This is a genomic window from Paraburkholderia sp., from assembly GCF_047605525.1.
Classification (GTDB): Bacteria; Pseudomonadota; Gammaproteobacteria; order Burkholderiales; family Burkholderiaceae; genus Paraburkholderia.
The window spans coordinates 116,881-138,570 of the sequence record NZ_JASGFN010000010.1 but is presented as its reverse complement, the minus strand read 5'-3'; the positions used below and the strand labels follow the sequence as shown (position 1 = coordinate 138,570).

Genomic DNA, 21,690 nt, shown 5'->3' with positions numbered 1-21,690 from the left:
TTTTTGAAATCTCCTGTAAAAACTGCTCGCTTCCCGTTCGTTCTGTGGCAGAGGTAGCTCGATTCGTCGAGGTGCGAAATGACGGAAGACAGTCCGATTGCCGGCCCGGGTCGTGACCCGGATCAGCCAGACGAGGCGGGCAGGCCGCGGCGGCAGACGGACGGGCGAGCAGATCCGTCGCCGGGGGCCGGCGGATTTTTTAATCCCCCGCAGGTGTCGCTGCCCAAAGGCGGCGGCGCGATTCGCGGCATCGACGAGAAGCTGTCCGTCAATCCGGTGACCGGCGCGGCCAACCTGTCGGTTCCACTGCCCATCAGTCCGTCGCGCTCGGGCTTTCATCCACAACTTTCGCTGGACTACGACTCCGGAGCCGGCAACGGCCTGTTCGGTATCGGCTGGAACGTCACGCTGGCGAACATCAGCCGCCGCACGGACAAGGGCGTGCCGCGCTATGCCGATAGCGGAGCCGCGCAGTGCGCCGACATTTTTATCCTCGCGGGTAGCGAGGATCTGGTGCCGGCGGGCGAGCCGGAATATCGCGGCGATTTTCGGATCGAGCGCTTTCGCCCCAGGATAGAGACCACCTTTACCCGCATCGAGCGCTGGACCTGTTGCCGCGGCGGCGTCGCGCACTGGCGAAGCTTGTCGCGCGACAACGTGCTGAGCGTGTACGGCTGCGACGAGCAGTCACGCATTAGCAACCCGGGCAATCCGGCGCAGGTGTTCAACTGGCTGATCCGTTTCAGCCAGGACGACCGGGGCAATGCGATCGTTTACGACTACGAGCGCGACTACGAGGGCGACGCGGACGCGGCGATGCGCTACCCGAAACGCGTTCGCTACGGCAACCGGATACCGGTCGGGCTGGACGCGCGGCAGCCGGATCTGCGCAGCCGCGATTTCGACTGGTACAAAAAATCGGACGATCTGCAATGGATGTTCGAGCTGGTCTTCGATTACGGCGACGGGCATTACGAGGTGGTCGAACCCGGTGTCGCACGTGTCCATAAGGATCCCCGCCACGCGGCCCCGAAGCGGCGCGATGCGTTCATGTCGTGCCGCCCCGGATTCCCGCTGCGCACGGAGCGCCTGTGCCGGCGGATCCTGATGTTTCATCATTTCGCGGAAGAACTCGGCGTCGACGACTATCTGGTGCGCTCGCTCGAGTTCGACTATCAGGAGAAGCCGACTGTCTCGGTGCTCACGCGGATCACCCAGAGCGCGCACCGTCATCGGGACAACCGTCTGTTCGACACCGCGAGCCTCGCTCCCTGCGAATTCGGCTGGTCGACGAGTCCGCTCGACGACGGCGACACGGCCAGCCTGCGGGTGGAGCAGCTCGACATGTCGACGCTGCAAAGCCTGCCGGGCATCGACGGGAGCCAGTATCGGCTGGTCGATCTGGATGGCGAGGGCATTGCCGGGATGCTGGCCCTTCAGGCCGAGGCCTGGTTTTATAAACCCAATCTCGGCGGCGGGCGCTTTGGCGCCACCGAGATCGTTCGCACCCAGCCGGCGCTGTCGGAGTCCGACCAGAGTCAATGGCTGCTCACCGACATCGCGGGTGACGGCCAACTCGACCTGGTCGATTTTTCGCCGGCCATTGCCGGTTTTCAGGAACGCACGGAGAACCGCGACTGGGCCGGCTTTCGCGCGTTCCGCAGCCTGCCGGTGCGGGATTTTGCCAGTCCGGACCTGCGCTTTGTCGACCTGACCGGCGACGGCGTGGCCGACATCCTGATCACCGAAGATCATGCGTTCACCTGGCATGCGTCGCTGCGCCGTGAAGGGTTCGACCGCGGCGTGCTGGTCCACGTCCCCACCGAAGAGCACAGCGGCCCGCGTGTCGTATTCGATGACGGCGCGCAGTCGGTTTATCTGGCCGACATGACCGGCGACGGCCTGTTCGATCTGGTCAGAATCCGCAACCGCGACGTCTGCTACTGGCCGAATCTCGGCTATGGCCGCTTCGGCGCCAAAATCGCGATGGCCAATGCGCCGTCGTTCGACGAGCCCGAACAGTTCAATCCGGCGCGGCTCCGGCTCGCCGATACCGATGGCTCCGGACTCACCGACATCATTTATCTCGGCCACCGCGCGGTCGGCATTTATCTGAATCAGAGCGGCAACAGTTGGAGCGACGCGCGCTTGCTCGAACAGTTTCCGGCGTTCGACGACACCGCGACCGTCAGCGTCGCCGATCTGCTTGGCCACGGCACCGCGTGTCTGCTGTGGTCGTCGCCGCTGCCGCGCGAACAGGGGCGGCAGATCCGCTATGTCGACCTGATGGGCGGCGGCAAGCCGCATCTGGTGACCCGCGTCCGCAACAACATGGGGGCGCTGAACCTGCTCCATTACACGACGTCCACCGAGTTCTATCTGGCCGACAAGGCCGCCGGCACGCAATGGGTCACGCGCCTGCCGATGCCGGTTCACGTCGTCGCCCGCTCCGAAACCCACGATCTCGTGAGCCGCAGCCGCTTCGTCACGCGCTACAGCTATCACCACGGGTATTACGACGGTGTCGAAAGGGAGTTCCGCGGCTTTGCGAGAGTCGACCGGATCGATACCGAGGAACTCGCCGCGTTGAGCGAAGGCGGGCAACTGGACACCACCGGCAATATCGATGCCGCGTCCTACGTGCCGCCGGTGCTCACGCGCACCTGGTATCACACCGGCGCCTATGTCGCCGGCGACTCGATCGTGCATGCGCTGGCGCGCGAATACTGGCCCGTCGATGCCGCGTTGCGCTGCGAAGAAAGCGCATTGCCAGCGAGGATGACGGGCGAGGAGATGCGCGAGGCATGCCGCGCGTTGAAGGGCAGCATCCTGCACAAGGAAGTGTATGCGCAGGATCGCACCGAGGCCGCCGGCCGGCCCTATACCGTCGACGACGTCGGCTACCAGGTGCAGATGCTGCAACCGCGCGGGCAAAACCGCTATGCGGTGTTTTTGAGGACCCAGCGCGAAATGGTGCGGCTCGATTACGAGCGCAGGCTTTATCGCGTGACGGACGGTGCGCTCGACGCTCTCCGGACAGCGCCGCGCATCGCGCAGAAATTCACGCTGAAGACCGACGCGTTCGGCAATGCATTGCAGGCGGTGAACGTCGAATACGGCCGGAGTTTTCCCGCCGGATCGCCCTTTCTGAATCAGACGGACCACGAGATTCAGGCGCGGCGGCACATGACGCTGAGTGAAAACACCTTCACCGGCGCGGTCAGTTCATCCGACGCATGGCGCGTGCCGCAGCCGGCCGGCGCGGCTGTCTATGAATTGCATCTTCCCAAACCGGTGGAAACGGTGCAGCGTCTGTATCGCTTTAGCGAACTCACCCGGCTCGCCGGGCAGGCCGGCGATGGAAAACACGATCTTCCGTACGACGCGTGGCAGGCAGCCGTCAGCACGCCGCACCGCCGTCTGCTGAGGCAAAGCGCCGCGACGTATCGCAGCAATCGACTCGACCGTCTGCTGCCGCTGGGCCAGGTCGAATCGCTGGCGCTGCCCGGCGAAAGCTACCAGCTCGTTTTCAGCCGGGACCTGATCGCGCGGGTCTATCGGCGAAACGGCGAGCCGCTGCTGACGGAAGTCGAGCTGACGCGCCGCGACAGCGCGGGAGGCGGCTATGTCGATCTGCATCACGACGGCCGTTTCTGGAGCCGCTCCGGGCGGGCATTCTATCACCCCGATCCACGAGCGGGCAGCGACGAAGAACTGCGGCAGGCACTCGCGCATTTCTTTCAGGCCCGCGCTTACGACGACGCCTTCGGGCAACGCAAGCGCGTCGACTACGATCGCGACGACCTGCTGATCACCGGCTTCACCGACGCGCTCGGCAACACCATTGCCGCGACGAACGACTACCGTGTGCTGCAACCGCGTGAGATGACCGACGTGAACCGCAATCGCTGCGCGGTTGCGTTCGACGTGCTGGGGATGGTCGTCGCCACCGCCGTGATGGGCAAGGAAGGCGAGCGCCAGGGCGACAGTCTCGCGGGCCTGAACACCGATCTGTCCGGCGCCGAACGCGAGGCCTTTTTCGCCGATCCCGGCGACGCCGCCGCGCGCGCGTTGCTTGGCGAAGCGACCACGCGGGTCGTCTACGACCCGCGCCGTTTTTACCGCGACGCGAAGCCGTGTTACGCGTGCGTGATCGTGCGCGAAACGCATGTCGGCGATCTCGCGCCCGGACAGTCGAGCGCGGTGCAGATCGGCTTCAGCTATTCGGATGGCTTTGGCCGCGAAGTGCAGAAGAAGCTGCAGACCAGCCCGGCGCAAGACGATCCCGCGACCCCGCGCTGGATCGCGAGCGGCTGGGTGATCCTGAACAACAAAGGCAAGCCGGTACGCGAATACGAGCCGTTTTTCTCGACCACGCATCAGTACCAGTACGCGTATCGGCAAGGCGTCAGCGCAACCCTGTTTTACGACCCGGCCGATCGCGTCGTCGCCACGCTCAACCCCGATCACAGTTGGAAAAAAACCGTGTTCGACGCGTGGGGACAAACCGAATGGGATCCCAACGATACGGCGCTGATCGCCGACCCGAAGCACGACCCCGACGTGGGCGTCTATTTCGCGCGCCTGCCGGAATCCGACTATCTGCCGACGTGGTATGAAGCGCATGCATCGGGCACGCCGGACCAGCGTGCCGCCGCGGAAAAAACCGCGGTGCACGCGGGCACGCCGTCGGTTGCGTTTGCCGACAGCGCGGGGCGCCTGTTTCTGAGCATCGCGCATAACCGCTCGGTGGCCCGACGAAACGACGTGTATTACCGCTCTCAGGTCGACTTCGATATCGAAGGCAACCGGCGCGCGGTGATCGATGCCGAACAGAAAGTCGTGATGCGCTACGACTACGCGCATGGCGGCACGCAGATTCATCAGGCCAGCATGGAAGCCGGCGAGCGCTGGAGTCTGAACGACGTGCTGGGCAAGCCGATCCGCACGTGGAACAGCCGCGGCTTTCACTTTCGCACCGAATACGATGCGCTGCGCCGGCCGGTGGCGTCGTTCGTCGATGGCGGCGAGGGCGACGCCACGGTGGAGTCGTTGCAGTACGAACGCAGTGTCTATGGCGACAGCGCGGAAGCGGGGCTGAGCGACGCGGAGCGGCTGCGGGCGAACGCGCGCAACCGGATCGTCCGGCACATGGACGGCGCGGGCATCGTCGTCAATACGCAGTACGATTTCAAGGGCAACCTGCTGGAAAGTTATCGCCGCTTTTGCAGCGACTACAGGCACGCGCCCGACTGGTCGTCGCATCCGCTGCTCGAGCCGGAGACGTTCACGCAGAGCAGCCGTTTCGACGCGCTCAACCGCGCGATTGCCGTGACCACGCCCGACGGCAGTGTTTATCTGCCGGGCTTCAACCGCGCGAATCAACTGGTCAGCATCGACATGCGGCTGGCGGCCGGCAGCGGCGACGCCAGGACCACGCCGTTCGTCACGCACGTCGAATACAACGCGAAAGGCCAGCGGCTCGACATCACGTATGCGAACGGTATCGCCACTGAATCGCACTACGATCCGCTGACGTGGCGCCTGCTGCGTTTGAAGACCCGGCGTCGGGCGAAGGACGGCAACGCCGGTTTCTCCAGCCAGATCTTCGCGGCGGTCGACGTATTGCAGGACCTCCGCTATGTGTACGACCCGTCCGGTCATATGGTGCACATCACCGACCGGGCATTGAAGACCGTTCATCACGATGGGCGCAAGGTCGAACCCGTGGTCGATCTGACCTATGACGCGCTGTACCGTCTGATTGCGGCGAGCGGGCGCGAGCATGCGCTGCAGGCGAGTTTCAACCTGACGCCGGTGGGCGATCTGCGCGATTATCCGTTCGCCGGATTCACGCAGCATGCCGACCTGCAGGCGCTGCGCAATTACGTCGAATTCTTCGACTACGATCCGGCCGGCAATTTCACCTGCGTGCGCCACCAGGCGCCGGGCGGCAACTGGACGCGCGAATACACGTACAGGGAAGCGAGCCTGCTCGATCCGCGGGTATTCAGCAACCGCCTGAGCCATACCCGGCTGAACCCCGAAAGCGCGCAGGAAAACTACGCTTACGACGCGCACGGCAATCTGACGCAGATCGCTCACCTGTCGCAACTGCGTTGGAATTTCAACGATCAGCTCTCGCTCAGCGCGCGCCAGATCGTGCGTGGCGATCGCGGCGAGCGGACCTGGTATGTGTACGACGCGGGCGGCCAGCGTGTGCGCAAGATCACCGAGCGGCACAACGGCACGCGCAAAAACGAGCGCCGTTATCTGAACGGTTGGGAAGTGTGGCGCAGGTTCGGCGCCGATGGCAAAAAGATCGAACTGGAACGCGGCACGCGCTGCGTGACGGACCGGCAGCAATGCATCGCGCTCGTCGATACGCAGACGCTGGAGGAGGGCAAGCCGCGCGAACAGCCGCAGGCGTTGACGCGCTACCAGTTGTCGAACCATCTCGGTTCCGCCTGCATCGAGTGCGACGCGCAGGGCGCGCTGATCAGCTACGAAGAATATTTTCCGTACGGCGCGTCGTCTCTCGAGGCAGGGCGCGGCGCCGCCGAAGTGAAGGCCAAACGGTATCGCTATTGCGGCAAGGAGCGGGACGAGGAAACCGGTTTTTACTACTACGGCGCGCGTTACTACGCCCCCTGGATCGGCCGCTGGACCGCGTGCGATCCGGCCGGGCTGCGCGACGCGATGAATCTTTATCTGTATGTCGGCAACAACCCGTTCAACCTCGTCGACCCGACCGGGAAATGGGATATCAGCTGGAGCGATGTCGCGATCGGCGCGGTGCTGGCGGTCGCGACCGTCGCGGTCGTGGTCGTCACCGCGGGCGCCGCGGCCCCCGTGATCGCAGCGGGTCTGGCCGAGGCGGGCGTCAGCGCGGCGACCATCACGACGCTCGGGCAGGCCGCCGTCGCCACCGGCGTGGTGCTGGGCGCGGCGGGCACGGCGGATACCGCCGGCGCGGTGATAACCGGCGTCGATCCGGCCACCGGGCGCACCTTGACCGACCAGGAAAGATCTCGCCGGCTCGGCGCGCTGCCGATCGAAGCGGCCGCGACTTTTCTCGGCGCGCGCGGCCTGAGCGGCGGCGGGCCGCCGGGGCTGGGCGACCCGGTGCCGGCCGGCGGACGTTTTACGACACCCGAGGGCTTCACGTTCGACGTCCCGTCGCTGAACGTACCCGCGCCGGTCACCGCGTCCGCGGCGACGCAGTCGCTCGCCGCGCCCATCAACATGGCCGCGGTCGGCACCGGCGTGCTCGCCACGCCGTTGCTGATGTCGATGATGGATGGCGGCGGTTCTTCGGGCGGCGGCAATGCGCCGAAGGACGAGAACTCCGGCTCGTCCGATTCCTCGCCCGCGCCGGACGCGAGCGGCGACGCCAGCGGCACCTCCGGAACCGGCGAACCCAACGCCAGCTATGCGGACCCGGCCGCCAACGCGAGTGTCGATCCGCGCGCGACCGGCACGTATCGCTCGACCGCCGGACACCACGTGCACCAGTCGGCCTCCTACTCGTCGGGCGGGCCGTCGGCAACGGGCAATCCGAACCACAACAGCGCGATCTGCATCGACGTGCAAGGCGACGAGCACACCAATGCAACGGCGGTGCAGCGAACCCTGAACCGTGCCGTCAACGGCCGGTTCAGCGGAGAAGTGGGGATCGGCGGCGATCCCGCCGCTCCGAACGTCACGATCGAGGTGACGGGCGACGGCACGCTCGCGCCCACACCGAACCAGTCGTTCGAGGACGTCAAGGCGTTCTATTCGCTGCGTGCCGCCGATGCGCCCGGATTCCAGACCGGCGAGGACGCGCTCGATCTGGTGTGCCGTTCGGCGGATCAGTTGCCGAACGATCCGGTGCGCGTGCCGTCGAGATAGGCGCGAAGGAACGATAGCAAGCGATTGATAACGAGCGATTGACTGCGACGGCGCCGCTTCATCGAGCAAAGCGGCGCAGAGGACGACGTACCGAGGAGCCACGACATGCCACACATTCTCGTCATCCGGCTGCATCCGGATAAGCCTGTTGCCGGCGGCGATTTCAGCGGCTATTTGAGCGGCCTGAAAATCTCCGCGTACGACCTCAACGTCGGCGATCCGAAGGTCGGTCAGCATCTCGGCGATGCGACGTTCGTTGCGCCGCCCGTCGCGACACCGTGGATTCCCGACCCCGGCACGACCATCGTCCAGCACTACACGCCGTCGGTTCCGCCGCCGCTTCCGGTCGACCAGCCCGAAGCCGAAGCGACGGCGGTGATCGAGATTACGCTGCCAGCCGGCTACAACGAATATGCGAGCGCCGATATCCGGCTCGAAATCAGCCGCGGCGGCACCCCGATCGTCAGCAAGCTGATTTACTACGACGCCACTATCACGACCGTCGGTGCATTGCCCGCGCCGGCCACGTATCCGTTCATGGCGGCCGCCGACGTGGCGATCTATCTGCCGCTGCCGCGTCCGTTGGCGGCCGGCGTCGCGCAGCTCGACCTGAGCCAGGGCCAGGTGCCGGATTTCGCGTCGCTGAAACAGGCGGTGCAGACGGTGCTGGCTGCCGATCAGGGGCCGGTCCCGGCGCTCGCCGACCTCACGCCGCTACAGGCGACGCATATCGCGAATGAAATCATCTGGGGAACGCGCGACCCGCTGCCGGTTCCGCCCGCCAGCGTCCAGGCCGGCTACGACGATCTGGGCGCGCTGTATTCGCAGCCGCCCAACGACGGCACGATCGGCAACCAGCTCGAACAGAACCGTCAACAGTTCGAAGGGAATCTGAACAGCTATTACGCGACGTATAACGCCGACGTCGAACGGCTGACGCGCTATGTCTTCGCGCTCGGCTGCGCGATGGCCTGCGAGCAGATGAGCATCGACGCGACGATGGCGTTGCTGGTTTTTCCGGTCAACCCCGGCGTGTCGAGTCCCGGCACGACCATCAGCACGGCCGACGTGGTGCTGGTCGAAAGCGGCGGCGGCGCGCTCGTGCCGGCGTTCCAGGTGCCGGCCGACTACTTTTACGCGCTGGGCCTCATGCTGCCGTTGCAGATGTCGGCCACCCAGCGTTATCAGCTCGCCTGCCGCGACAACGAGGAGCGCACGCTGCCCGCGCTGACGGCGGCCGTCGACGCCGGCACCATCAGCGACGCGCTCGCGGTCAACCCGGCGCAGGCCGCGCGCCGGCTGGCCGCGCTGGTGCCGGGCGCGCAGTACGACGCGACCGCCCCGCACTGCACGCTCGATGCGACGCTGACGCCGCTGATTAATGACTGGCTCGCCTATCCGGCGGCCGCCGACTGGCGCGACTATCATCCCGGCGACGATGTCGCCGGATTCTGGACACCTGAAATCGGCACGCGGCCGACCGCGTATCTGGCGCTCGATCTGGCCGCGGTGACGAACGACTTTGCGCCGCTGATCGCCGCGCTGCTCGCGGTGCCGGTTTCGACCGTGGGCCAGCTTGCGGCAATGAGCGTCACCGACTGGCAGACCCTGTTCGGCACGCCGCCCAATACCGCGCTGCTGCCGCCGTTCACCGCGCCGGGAACGCCGGAGGCGCGCGAGGCGGCGTTTATCCGCTACGTGCAGAAATTCTTTGCGATGGGTTTCGGAATCGCCGCGCTGCCGTCCGCGGCGGCACTGCCCGCGCCGACACTCGATCTGCCCACGGTCGATATCGTGGCCGGCTGGGTCGGTGCGTATCAGGCGCTCGTCGGCGGCGTATTCACGTTCGGCGCCGGCGCGCTGGTGGATGCCGATGTCACCGCCGCCGCGCAGACGGTCTTTCCCACGGACCCGTCCGCGCAGGCGTGGCTGGTTCAGCGCGTGAACGTGCTGAATGCGTTATGCCAGTTGGCCGGCGTCGCGTCGAACGTGATGCCGCCGGTGCCGAGCCTCGCGTTTTCCATCGCCGAAGCGTTGTATGCGCGCGGCTTCACCAGTGCGGCGGACGTCAGCCAGTTGAGTCAGTCCGACTTTGCCGACGCGTTGCGCGGCACGGTCGCATTCGACGACGCCGCCGCGATCTGGAGCGCGGCCGGTGGGATCGCGCCGCCCGCGCCGCCGGCGCCCGGCCCGTTCCGGCCGATCAATCCCGGCGGGCTGGAAAACTGCGTGCCGCCCTGTTATCTGTCGCCGCTGGGCACGATCGAGTATCTGCACGAGTTGCTGCGGCTTTCGGAGAATTCGACCTGCGCGAATCCTTCCGCCGCGCCCGATGCGGGCGGGCTCACGCTCGAAGAGGAACTGGCCGCGCGCCGTGCCGATCCCGGCTTGCTGGAAGTGTCGGCCGCCAATGCGATGACGCCGCTGCCGCTGATCGATATCGTCAACGAGCAGCTCGAGAACCTGGTCTCGCCGCCGGCTCCCGGCACCGTGTACAACACCGCGATACACGGGCTGAACGGACATAAGCTGTGCTCGGCCGACGACTGCGCCGACGTGATTGAAAACACCGACGAGTGCCATGCGCCGGTGAGGCTCTTGACGGCGCAGCCCGAATTCGCGTCGCCGGCCACGCCGGTCGCCAACGGCGGCGCGTATCACGCATTGAAAGACGATTTTTCATCGCCGAAGCTGCCGTATTCGCAGCCGCTCGACGTCAACCGCGGCTATCTGGACGCGCTGTCCACTTGCCGCTTTGCGGCGATGCGCGGCTTCAGGAAAGACATCACCGAATTCGCGCTCGACCCGACGCTCGCCGCGCCGCCATTTCAAAGCCACCTGTGGCGCTACCCGGTGAAAATCGATATCGGCATCGAATACCTCGGCATCAATCCCGAAGAGTACGACCTGCTGTTCACCAGGGACATCGCGCTCGTTCCGACGCCGGGTCAACTGGTGCTGTACGAGCTGTATGGTTTTCCGGTGCCGGACCCGGGCGGTGTCGACTGGGTCGATATCGTCCTTCGCTTGCCCGAACTGCTGAAGCGCACGGGCCTCAGCTATTGCGAACTGGTCGAGCTGCAAAAGTCAGGCTGTGTGCAGTTTGCTGTCGTGCGGAAAGAACCGGACGGGCCACGCAATACCGATATGCGGTCCAGAACCGAAGCGAACGGTAACGGTGAACGCACGTCCAGGTTGTTGCCTGAATGCGAACCCTGTTGCCCCGAGCATTACGTCGTCGTTTTTACCAACCCCGGCAATCCGCTCGATGCACTGAAGTTCCTCGCGGTTTATCTACGGCTGTGGCGCAAGCTTCAGGCGGTGTGCGGCGCACGCTACACGTTCGCCCAGTTGTGCGATATCTGCGAAGTACTGCAGCTCTACATCGGCGGCGGCATCAACCCGGACTTTATCCGCCAACTGGTGTCTTTCCAGATCCTGCGCGACCAGTTCGACCTGCGTCTAACCGATGGCACCGCGACGGCGGGCGCGCATGGCGCGGCTAGGACCCATCTGCTCGCGCTGTGGGTGGGGCCCGCCGCGGCCAAATGGACGTGGGCCACGCGGCATCTGGTCGAACGCGTGCTGCGTTTCGCGCAGAAGAAGATCGACCATTGCCCGAAGCGTCCGCCGCACTTCGTCAAGCTGCTGACCGACAACCTCGATCCGCTGTCGGCGCTCGCCGGGTTTTCGACCACACTAGCCGGCGATAGCTGGCATGCGTTGCCGACCCATACGCTGCGCCTTGCCGAAGTGCTGGCAAAAATCACCGGCTCGCGTTTCGGTATCGGCGAACTGCTGTATCTGTTTTCCGTCGACCCGCACCTCGACGGCGACGACCCGTTCCCGCTGCAGGACGCCAATGAAGCGCTCGATTATCCGCTCGGGCTGCCGGAGGAGGAGCGCGGGGAAGGGCGTGAGGACGGACATGAAAGGGAACATGAAGAGGAACATGAAGAGGGCCATGAGGGCCATGCGGCGCAAGGGCACGGCCACGGCCTGTCCGCGCTGCGCAACGAGCTGCTGAGCCTGAGCGTCGACGACGAGGAGATCCACGCGTGGACCTGGCACCGGATCGAAACCACGCTGAAAACCGAATTCGGCTATGCGGTGCCGGCCGGCGGGACCGACTATCTGACCTCGCTGGGCAAGCATTTCTTTGCCCGCACGCTCGAACGCGCGGGCGTGGCCGTCGCGACCACCGAGCGGCAATACCGCACGCCGGTGACCACCGCATCGCCCGACATGTGGAATACGCCGCCGCACGGTCCGTTCCGTTTCGATGCGGCGACCGGCGAGCTGGTCACGCAATTGCCGCTGAGCGACCGGGCCGTGATCGAAAAGCTCGTGCACATGCGCGAGCTGACGGCGAACGAACAACTCGCGGTGCAGAACCTGTACGCGATGCCGCGCGTCGACCTCGCGCCGTTCGCGATGATGTTTGCCAGTTTTGGCGACGCGGAACGACACCTGATTGCCGAGCCGGACGAAGAGAAACGCTGGCACTGGTTCCGCGCGTGCTTTGCGCTGATGGTCAAGCGCTGCCATGCGATTGCCGCGCATCTGGTCAGCCATGTCGGCGCGGTGACGGGCGCGTCGCTGTGCGGTTGCGCCGATCGGCCGTTGCCGCAAGCGTCGCGCACCGCATGGCTCGTGTTGCAGCACCTGTTCGCCGATGAAAACCGCGGCCTGACATCGTGGGAGGACGATTCCGGCGCGGCGCCCGGCGTGATGTGGAAACCGTTGCCGTCCGGCGGCGCGTTTGCCGCGCTGCTCGGCCTGCTCGGTACCGGATTGATGGGCGAATTTCACACGAGGGGCGGCGAGCTCGTCTGGCGTGAGCCGCGCGCTGACATGCAGGCGTTCGATGCGGAGAAGAACCGGAAAAACGCGCCGCTGCCGACGATCCTGCCGGCACTGGACCTGAGCCTCGAGCCGGCGCAACTGAAACTGTTCGACGTGCGCAACGGCTTCGCGATACAGAACCGGCGCGGCACGGAACTCGGCGGCGCGGCCGGCTTTCATGTCAGATGGCACGGGGTGCTGCTGATCGACGAGGAAGGCGCTTACCGCTTCGCCGCCGGCGTGCCGCGCGCGCATCGGGATAACGACGAAGACAGCGCCAGCGACAGCGACGCGTGCGACTGCGAAGAGCTCCCCGATCGCCGCTGGCGCGTGAGCCTGAACCGCGGGCAAAAGACCTGGGTGGTGCTGTCGCGTCACTGGCAGGACGAACACGGCGAAGGCCAGACGACGCTGCATCTGAAGTCGGGCGCGTACAACATCGACGTGGAGTTCTTTCAGAACGAGCCGGAATTTACCGGCGAAGACGATGTGCATCCGGTGCGCACCGGGTTCGAGGTCCGGTATTCGGGCGCCGACACGCACGGGCAAATGATCGTGCTGCCGTTGCGGAAACTGTTCTGCGCGAGCAAGGACGAACAGTTGATCGGCAAGATGAGTTTCCCGAAAGGAAGCAGCGCCGCCGAATATCTGTACCTGCGCTACACGAGCAGCCTGCGCGACATTCGCCGGACCTACCAGCGCGCGTTCAAGGCGCTGCTGTTCGCGCACCGCTTCGCGCTGGACGGGCATCCGGTGAGACCGTTTGGCCAGTCCGAACTGGGCTATCTGTTCGCGCATGCGGATCTGTTTGCGGGCGTCAGCTATTACCGCAATCCGGGGTTCGTCAGGCATACCGCCAATTTCGACATGAACCTGCTGCCGCTGCTCGACTTCTATCAGCCGCCGCCGGCCAGCCAGGACCAGCGCGTCCAGCCGAGCAGCCAGCGCAGGCAGGCCCTGTTCGACTGGTGGGAGCGGATCTTCGATTACACGCAGATGCGCGGGATGGCGGCATGGGGCGAACCCGCGTGGCAAAGACCCGTGTGGCTGCTGTTCGAGGAAGCCGCGGAAAACCAGCCGGACAACCCCGCGCAGTTGCTGCGTCATCTGGACATCGATCTCGACCACGCGAGCTGCGTGCTGTCGTATTTCTCGACGCAGACGACGCCCGTCTACAAGCTCGCCGGCAGCGACCTGAAAGACGACCGGTGGGCGGTCCGGGTCTGGCATGCCGGGCGCTGGATCGATCGTCTGCTGGCTCATTTTCAGCCGAACGATATCCGCGTCGCGCGGCCCGACCTGTGGGCGTCGGACGATCCCGGCGCGTGGCTGCCGGCGGAAACGAAGAGCGGCAATGTCAACCTGGTGCGGCTCGTCGAAAACGCGCTGATCGAGCCCGATGAACCTGACCTGCGCCGTTATGACGATCTTCAGAAAATCAATGACTGCCTGCGCGAACACGCACGCGTGCATCTGCTCGCGTATCTGTGCGCGATGAACCGGGTGCCGCTGCCCTGGGGCGGTTATGCGACGTCCCCGCAGGCGTTGAGCGCATTGCTGCTGATCGACGTGGAGAGCGGCTTTTGTGAAAAGGCCAGCCGGATCGAGGAAGGCATCAGCGCCGCGCAGACGTTCGTCCAGCGCGCGCGGCTGGGGCTGGAAGACTGGCACACCGGCGCGCCGTTCCTGACGTTGTGGAAGCACGAGTTCGCCAGCTTCAAGGTGTGGGAAAGCTGCCGCTGCGGGACGCTGTACCGCGAAAACTGGATCGGCTGGGATGAATTGCGCAAGGCGCGCGGGATCGAGGCCTTCCAGTTGCTCGAAGACCAGTTGCGCCGCTCGACGCTCACACTGGCCGCGCCCGGCGGGCTCGAATACTGGCCAGAATCGCTGCCGCCATCGCATCCGGCGGTGAAGCTGCTGCAACAGTGCGAGCCTTCCGCATTGCGTCTGCTCACGCCGCCGCGAGAAGGGCTCGGCGTGCTGGGCACGCCCGAGCGCGATGCACGTTGCTCGTGGCTGGCGCCGGATGCCGGCCAGCCGCGGCGCATATCGGCACCGCCGCCGGCGGATCAGGGTCCTCGCGAGGGTCCGGGGGTGGGCGCCGGCGTCGCTATCGAGGCCGCGGCATCGGCGCCGCCCGCGCCGGCCGCCGATGCGCCGGACAAGCTGCCGTTCTGGATCAAGGCGGCCATCCGCCTCGGCGTGCATTTCGTGCGTGTCGCGGCCGGCGGCGTGCCGCCCGCCGCCCACGCGTTCGTGCCGAGCGATTTTCATCCGGAGCCCGGTTGCTGCGGCGAATGTGGCTGCGTGCATTCGCCGCTGGTGGACGAATACTATTTCTGGCTGGTGCCCGCGCAGATCTTCAACGCGCCGGTGCAGGACGAGTACTACGATCTGACGTTGCAGAGTTCGACCTACTGGCATGACCCGACGCAACTGCCGACGCTGCTCGACTGGAAGCTGGACTGCGCGGTGCGTCTCGCCTGGTGCCGGGTGCATAACGGTGAATTCGGACAGCCGCGGCATTCGGGCGACCTCGTACAGGTGTCGGCCGGTGCGACGCCGGACCTGACCTATGTCGGCCGGCTCGACGATTCGCTGAGCTTCGCGGTCACCGGCGGCGTCGCGCCGACCGGCTATAACGGCGCCGATGCCGCGGGCTTCCGCTACGACATGGCGAATGACGACTGCGTGACCTTGCCGCTCGTGCAGGACCCGGCGCCGGTCGCCAGCCCGTTCCCCGCGGGATTGCCGGCCTACCCGTACTTTATTTTCGTCGAGCCGGGCGCGCGGCTCTTTATCGAATCGATGTTCAGTCCGTCGAGCGCGATTGCCGATGTGTTGCGCTGTCACTGCCATTTCGAAGCGGCGCTGAAGTGGTACCGGCTGGTGCGCGACCCATTGCAATCCGACAACACGTGGGTGCATTGCGGCGGCGCCACGGAGCCGGGCAATGGTGCGGTGGGCGCGGTGGGCACGGTGGATGTGCCTGAAACCGTCGACCAGCCGGCGCGGCTCGAGCGCGGCCGCATGCCGTCGGACATGTGTTGCGACAGTACGAAGATTTCCGCGCAGACCGCGCGCGACCGCGCGATCGTGCTCGATTACGTCGACACGCTGGTCGATTGGGCGCGAGCGCTGATGCGCAGGAATTCGCGCGAGGCGGCGCAGCAGGCGCGGCTGATTCTCGATACCGCCGCCGGCATTCTCGGGCCGTGCCCGCCGACCGTGAAAGTCCACGCCGGACAGGTCGGCCAGAACGTCGCCGGCTTCAAGCCGCTCAACCCCGCGCTGAATCCACGGCTGATGCAGTTGTACTGCCATGTGCGCGACGGTCTGTCCGTGATCCATCGCTGTCTTTCCGATAAACGGCTGCGCAACCCCGGCGCGACCGGTGCGTGCGGCTCGCCCTACTGGGGGCAGGACCCGTGCTGTTGCGTGCCGCAACCCCATCGGCCTTGCGACGAGCTGCTTTGCTGCGACGACGAGGACTGGTGCCATCCGCACACGCCGTATCGCTTCAGCGTGCTGATGCAGAAAGCGCTGGAATGCGCGGGGCGGCTGCGCGAATTGGGCACCGGACTGCTGAACGCGTTCGATCGTGGCGACAGCGAATATCTCGCGCAGATGCGCGCGCGCCATGAAACCGAACTCGCCGACATGACCGTCGCGATCCGCCAGCAGCAGTGGCGCGAAGCGGACTGGCAGGCACAGGCGTTGAGAAAGGGCAAGGAAGTGCAGCAGACCAACCGGCGCTATTACAAGCAACTGATCGACTTTGGCCTGATCAATGGCGAGCTGGACTATCAGGACAACATGAACAGCGACATCATCCTGCGCACCGCCGCGACTGAAATCGAGGGCGTCGCGGAGACGATGGAGCTGATTCCCGACCTGTTCGTCGGTTTCCCGTGCGAAGAAACCTGGCTGCCGCTCGGCACCAAACTATCCGGCATGTTCAAGACGCTCGCGCGCATCACGAACGAGTTCGGCGAAATCGCCGGGACCAATGCGCAGCTCGACCTCACGCAATCGGGCTGGCAGCGCAGGCTCGACGAATGGGTGCACCAGGTCGAAGTACTCGACCTCGAGATCGAGCAGATCGAAATCCAGATTCTCGCCGCCGAGCGCAAGGAGCAGGAAACCCTGCTCGAACTGAACCTGCAGCAGCAGACGCTCGAGCAATCGCGCGAAACGCTCAATATGCTGCGCGACAAATTCACGAGCCATGAGCTGTGGCTGTATCTGCAGAAGGAAGGGGTGGCGATGTACTGGAAGATGTATGAGCTGACGCTGCATCTCGTGCATCAGACGCAGCGCGCGTTCAACTTCGAGCTTGGCTTCAGCCATCGCAACTTCCTGCCGTGCGAAAGCTGGAACGGTCTGCACGAAGGGCTGCTCGCCGGTGAGAAACTGCAGCTCGCGCTCGACCGGATGGAAAAGGAATACCTGCAGAATCATCAGCGCGAATACGAGCTGACGAAACATGTGTCGCTGGCGCTGCATTTCCCGTTGCAGTTCCTGCAACTGAAGCTGACGGGCTACTGCGAAATCGAGATCCCGGAATGGATGTTCGACATCGACTATCCGGGGCAGTATATGCGGCGTCTGAAGAGCGTCAGTCTGACGGTGCCCTGCGTGACCGGTCCTTATACGGGCGTGCACTGCAAGCTTACGCTGCTGCATAGCTGGACGCGGATCGATCCGTGCCTGCCGTGTCCGGTGACGCATTGCTGCGATGAAAAGCCGAAATGCGCGTGCGGCTGCCGCCATCCGCTGCATGAGCATTACGAAGTGGGCTGTTGCGATCCGCGCGGTGTCAGGCACTACGGCGCGCGCGAAGCGATTGCGACGTCGAGCGGCCGCAATGACTCGGGGTTGTTCGAGCTGAGTTTCCACGACGATCGACACCTGCCGTTCGAATATTCCGGCGCGGTCAGTTGCTGGCGCATCGAATTGCCGCAGCAAAGCAATTACTTCGACCTCGATACGCTGACCGACACGGTGCTGCATCTGAACTACACCGCGCGCGAGGGCGGCGCCGCGCTGCGCGACGCGGCGCGCGCGGCGTCAGGCGAACGGTTGCCGGGTAACGGCTGGATCTATCTCGACTTGCACCGCGATTTTCCCGATGCGTGGGAACAACTGCGGCGTTCGCTCGGAATGGCCCGGAGAAACGGGAGAGACGTCGATGAAAAACATTCCCGCGGCGTAATCACGCTGCCGGTTTCGCGCAAGCTGTTTCCCTATCTGCCGGGTGACCCGTCGATCAAAATCACCCAGGTTGCCGTGCTGTTCGACAGCGGTCACGACAGCGAGAAGCCCTGTCCGGAGATCGGCGAATGCCCGTGCGCGGACGAGGCCGGCCGCGGCAGCCATCTGGTCGAAGTGACGGTCGATCATCCGGACGATGACTGCGAGACCGGTGAGCTCGAGATCGAATGCAAGAACAGCATCGACTGGCCTGGGCTGTATCACGGCAGCGGAGAAATCCGCGTTGCGCCGATCGACACCTGCCACCCCGGCCACCGGATGACGCTGACCTTTGCCAACTGCATCGGCAACCTCGAACGTGTGTTCGTGCTATGCCGTTACGAAGTTATCCAGCACTGCTGCGACACGGTTCGGCCCCGTGAGCGATTCGATATCCATGAAGGAGGCTGCCATGACTGCGCGTAAATCCGCGGTGCGGAGCGCGGATACCGCGGCGGGTGCGAAAGCGGGCGCCGCAAAGGCGCAGGCGCGCCATCGCGACGGTCCCGCCGGCAAACCCGATGACGGAACACGGAGATATCGGTTCGTGGTCGGCGCGACGCTGGCGATGCTGGAAGAGCAGGTGAACCGGTTGACCGGCGAGCAGCGCGACCTGATGCTCAGGCAGGTGCTGTTCGCGACCGGGACGGGATTCGTCGCGGTGCTGGAATGTCAGCCTGAGCGCGTGCCGGAATCCGGATAGACCTGCGTGTTGCGTGAGACTGGAAACGTGGCCTGCTGGCAAGTCCGCGGCGCCGTGACGCGCCGCGGCAACGAACCGCATCAATGCTTTTCCTTCACGACATAACCCGCCGCATTCGCGCCATATTTCCGCTCGATGTCCTCCGGCAGCAGAAATTCCGTTTCGAGCCGGTCGATCATCGGATAGCCCATCAGGTCCGTGATGTCCTCGATGCCGACCAGCAGGTCCGGCCGGTTGTGCACGGTGCCGGTCTGCGCGGCATCGCGAAACAGTTCGAGCGCGCGCCGCATGCCCATGATCGCGGCGGCCGGCAGCATCCGCGCGACGGTCACGCGCTTCACGCCGAGCTCCTGTAGCCGCAGCACCGGAATCAGCGGCGTGGTGGGGCGCGTGCGGATGCCGAAGCCCATGTTGATGCTGACCGGCGCCTCGACGGCGTCGACGAATCGCCTGATCTGTTCCTCCGACGCAATCGCATCCGGGTAGACCATGTCCGCGCCGGCCTCGACATACAGCTTCGCGCGCTCGATTGCGGCATCGATGCCCTCCACCGCGATCGCGTCCGTGCGCGCATTGATCACGAAGCCGGGATCGGATTTCGCCTTGACCGCCGCCTCGATTTTTTTGGCCATTTCCCGCGCGTCGATCACTTCCTTGCCGCGCATATGGCCGCAACGCTTCGGGCTGACCTGATCCTCGATATTCACGCCGACCACGCCGGCTTCCTCGAACAGTTGGACCGCGTGATACACCGACACCGGATTGCCGTAGCCGGTGTCCGCGTCGGCCATCAGCGGCAGCGACACGGAGCGCGCGAGCCAGTGGCATGCGTCGACATTTTCAGTGAGCGTCATGATGCCGATGTCGGGCTGGCTCAGACGCGAGTTCGCCAGTCCGGCGCCGGTCGTCGACGCGGCCTTGAAGCCCATCTTTTCGATCACTCTCGCGCTGTAGCCGTCGTACACGCCGGGAGAAACGATGATTCCCGGGGCATTCATCAGCGCTCGCATCTGCTGGATTCTGGTGCTGCTCATATGACACTCTCCCACTCATGAAAACGCGCGGCGGCCCGACATCTATTCGAAGCCATATAGCCGCGCGGGATTGCCGACGAGAATCATGTCGCGGGTGCCGGGGTCGGGCGCCCACTCGCCGACGAGGCCGAGCAGCACGCCCATGTTCGGCATCGCGCCGTGATACGACGAGTGCGGCCAGTCGCTGCCCCAGACCAGCCGGTCGGGCCGCGCCGCGACCAGCGCTCTCGCGAACGGCAGCACGCCGGCATACGGCGACACCTCGTCGCCGAGCCGGAACGGCGCAGATAGCTTGACCCAGCAGCGGCCGCTTTCCAGCAGCGTCAATAGCGCACTGAAGCCCGGCTGATCGATGCCTTGCCGGACCACGACGCGCGCGAAATGATCGATCACGACGGGCACCGGCAAATGCGCGAGGCGCGCGCCGATGTCCGGCAGATCGCGCGCGTCGAGATGCAATTGCACGTGCCATCCGAACGGCGCGACGCGGCCCGCCATCGCCTCGAGATCATCGAGCCCCGTGCGCGTGTGCATGCGCACGCCGCGAAAGCCGGCGGCGTCGAGCCGTCGCAGTTCCGCGTCGCTCACGTCCGGTTTCAGTTGCGCGATGCCGCGCCAGGTGCCCGACGCCGCATCGAGCGCGTCGAGCGTGATCTGGTTGTCGTGATAGATGGTCGGCTGCACGATCACCGCGCGTTTGACGCCAGGCGTAGCGAGCACCGCGCGATATTCGGCGAGGCCGACCGGCGCGGGCGTGTAGCGTCGCCCCGCGCGATACGGATAGCGCTCGGGTGGCCCGTAGATATGCGCGTGGCAATCGCAGGCGCCGGCCGGCAACGTAAAAGACAGCGCGACCGGCGACGCATCCGGCGTCTGGCAGAGCGGCGGTTCGCCGCCGCCGGCGGCGCGGTGATCTTCCGTGGGCCCGGTCATGTCATGCTCCGCGACGGGGCCCGCCATCATGGCCGCTTTTCATAACTGGCGCCTTCGTATTTCTGCTGGTATTGCTCGGGCGTCAGATAACGCTGTTCGATGCGTTCGAGTTCGTCGATCCCCACGAGCTCGTTGAGTTCCTCGAACGAGACGACGAGATCCGGACGCTCTATCACGTTGCCGCTGGCAACCGATTCCTTCAACGTCGCGATCGCATTCTTCATGCCCTGAATGGCGGCTGCCGTCAGCAGGCGGGGATAGACCACGACGGCGACGCCCAGCTCCTGCAGTTGCCGCGCGGAGATCAAGGGCGTGGTGGAGCGCTGACGAATGCCGAAACCCATGTTCACGCACACCGGTCTGGAAACGTTTCTGACGACCATCGTAATGTGATCGGTGGCGAGCAGCGCATCGGCGAACAGCAGGTCCGCGCCGGCTTCCGCATACATGTTCAGGCGTTTGATGACTTCCGCGATGCCATGCGTGGCGAGCGAGTCGGTGCGCGACATGACGAGCAGGTCCGGATCGACCCGCGCTTCCGCGGCGGCGCGGATTTTTTCCATGCCTTCCTCGGCGGAGATCACCTGCTTGCCTTTCATATGGCCGCAGCGCTTCGGCCACACCTGGTCCTCGATCATCACACCGGCGAGGCCCGCGTTCTCGAAGGCGCGAACCGTGAAATGCACGTTGACCGCGTTGCCGTAACCGGTGTCGGCGTCCGCGATCAGCGGCACGTCCGCGCACGCCGCGAGCGCGCGCGTCACACGCAGGTTTTCCTCGAGTCCCATGATCCCCTGGTCGGCCCAGCCGAGACTCGCCTCACTTACGCCGGCCCCGGTTACGAAGCCCGCGGCGAATCCGGACGCACCGAGCAGTCTCGTGCTGTAGCCGTCGAATACGCCGGGCATCACGAGTATGTCCGGCGCGCTGATCAATTCACGCAACTGCTTTCTCTTGCTCATCGAATCCTCCAGGAAGTACGAACCGGCAACCGCTTCGGGTGCTGATATTCGCGTTTGCGCGGGA

6 protein-coding genes are annotated in these 21,690 nt (G+C 65.2%); 3 read left to right on the top strand and 3 right to left on the bottom strand.

The genetic code is table 11. The annotated features are described in order from the left end of the window. Positions 1–78: 78 nt before the first annotated feature. From QM685_RS16245 to QM685_RS16235, 3 genes are all read left to right on the top strand, one after another. Positions 79–7,893 (top strand): SpvB/TcaC N-terminal domain-containing protein, encoded by a 7,815-nt coding sequence (locus tag QM685_RS16245; RefSeq protein ID WP_415117392.1) that lies wholly within the window; start codon positions 79–81, stop codon positions 7,891–7,893. 105 nt (positions 7,894–7,998) lie between these two features. Next, positions 7,999–18,420: a neuraminidase-like domain-containing protein gene (locus QM685_RS16240; protein ID WP_415117391.1), complete on the top strand. Its 10,422-nt coding sequence runs from the start codon at positions 7,999–8,001 to the stop codon at positions 18,418–18,420. Next, entirely contained in the window at positions 18,407–18,697 is a 291-nt protein-coding gene (locus QM685_RS16235) for a hypothetical protein (RefSeq protein WP_415117390.1), read from the top strand. The genes QM685_RS16240 and QM685_RS16235 overlap by 14 nt, the downstream gene beginning before the upstream one ends. A gap of 80 nt (positions 18,698–18,777) precedes the next feature. Here QM685_RS16235 and QM685_RS16230 read toward each other — a convergent pair whose 3' ends face one another. Genes QM685_RS16230 through QM685_RS16220 form a run of 3 tightly spaced genes read right to left on the bottom strand, consistent with a single transcriptional unit; the run spans position 18,778 to position 21,626 of the window. Next, the gene (locus QM685_RS16230; RefSeq protein WP_415117389.1) at positions 18,778–19,731 is read right to left on the bottom strand and encodes an isocitrate lyase/PEP mutase family protein; all 954 of its coding nucleotides are present in this window, start codon (positions 19,729–19,731) and stop codon (positions 18,778–18,780) included. Between the two features lie 42 nt (positions 19,732–19,773). Beyond that, entirely contained in the window at positions 19,774–20,664 is an 891-nt protein-coding gene (locus QM685_RS16225; RefSeq protein ID WP_415117388.1) for an amidohydrolase family protein, read from the bottom strand. Positions 20,665–20,690: 26 nt separating this feature from the next. Beyond that, entirely contained in the window at positions 20,691–21,626 is a 936-nt protein-coding gene (locus QM685_RS16220) for an isocitrate lyase/PEP mutase family protein (RefSeq protein ID WP_415117387.1), read from the bottom strand. Positions 21,627–21,690 lie beyond the last annotated feature (64 nt).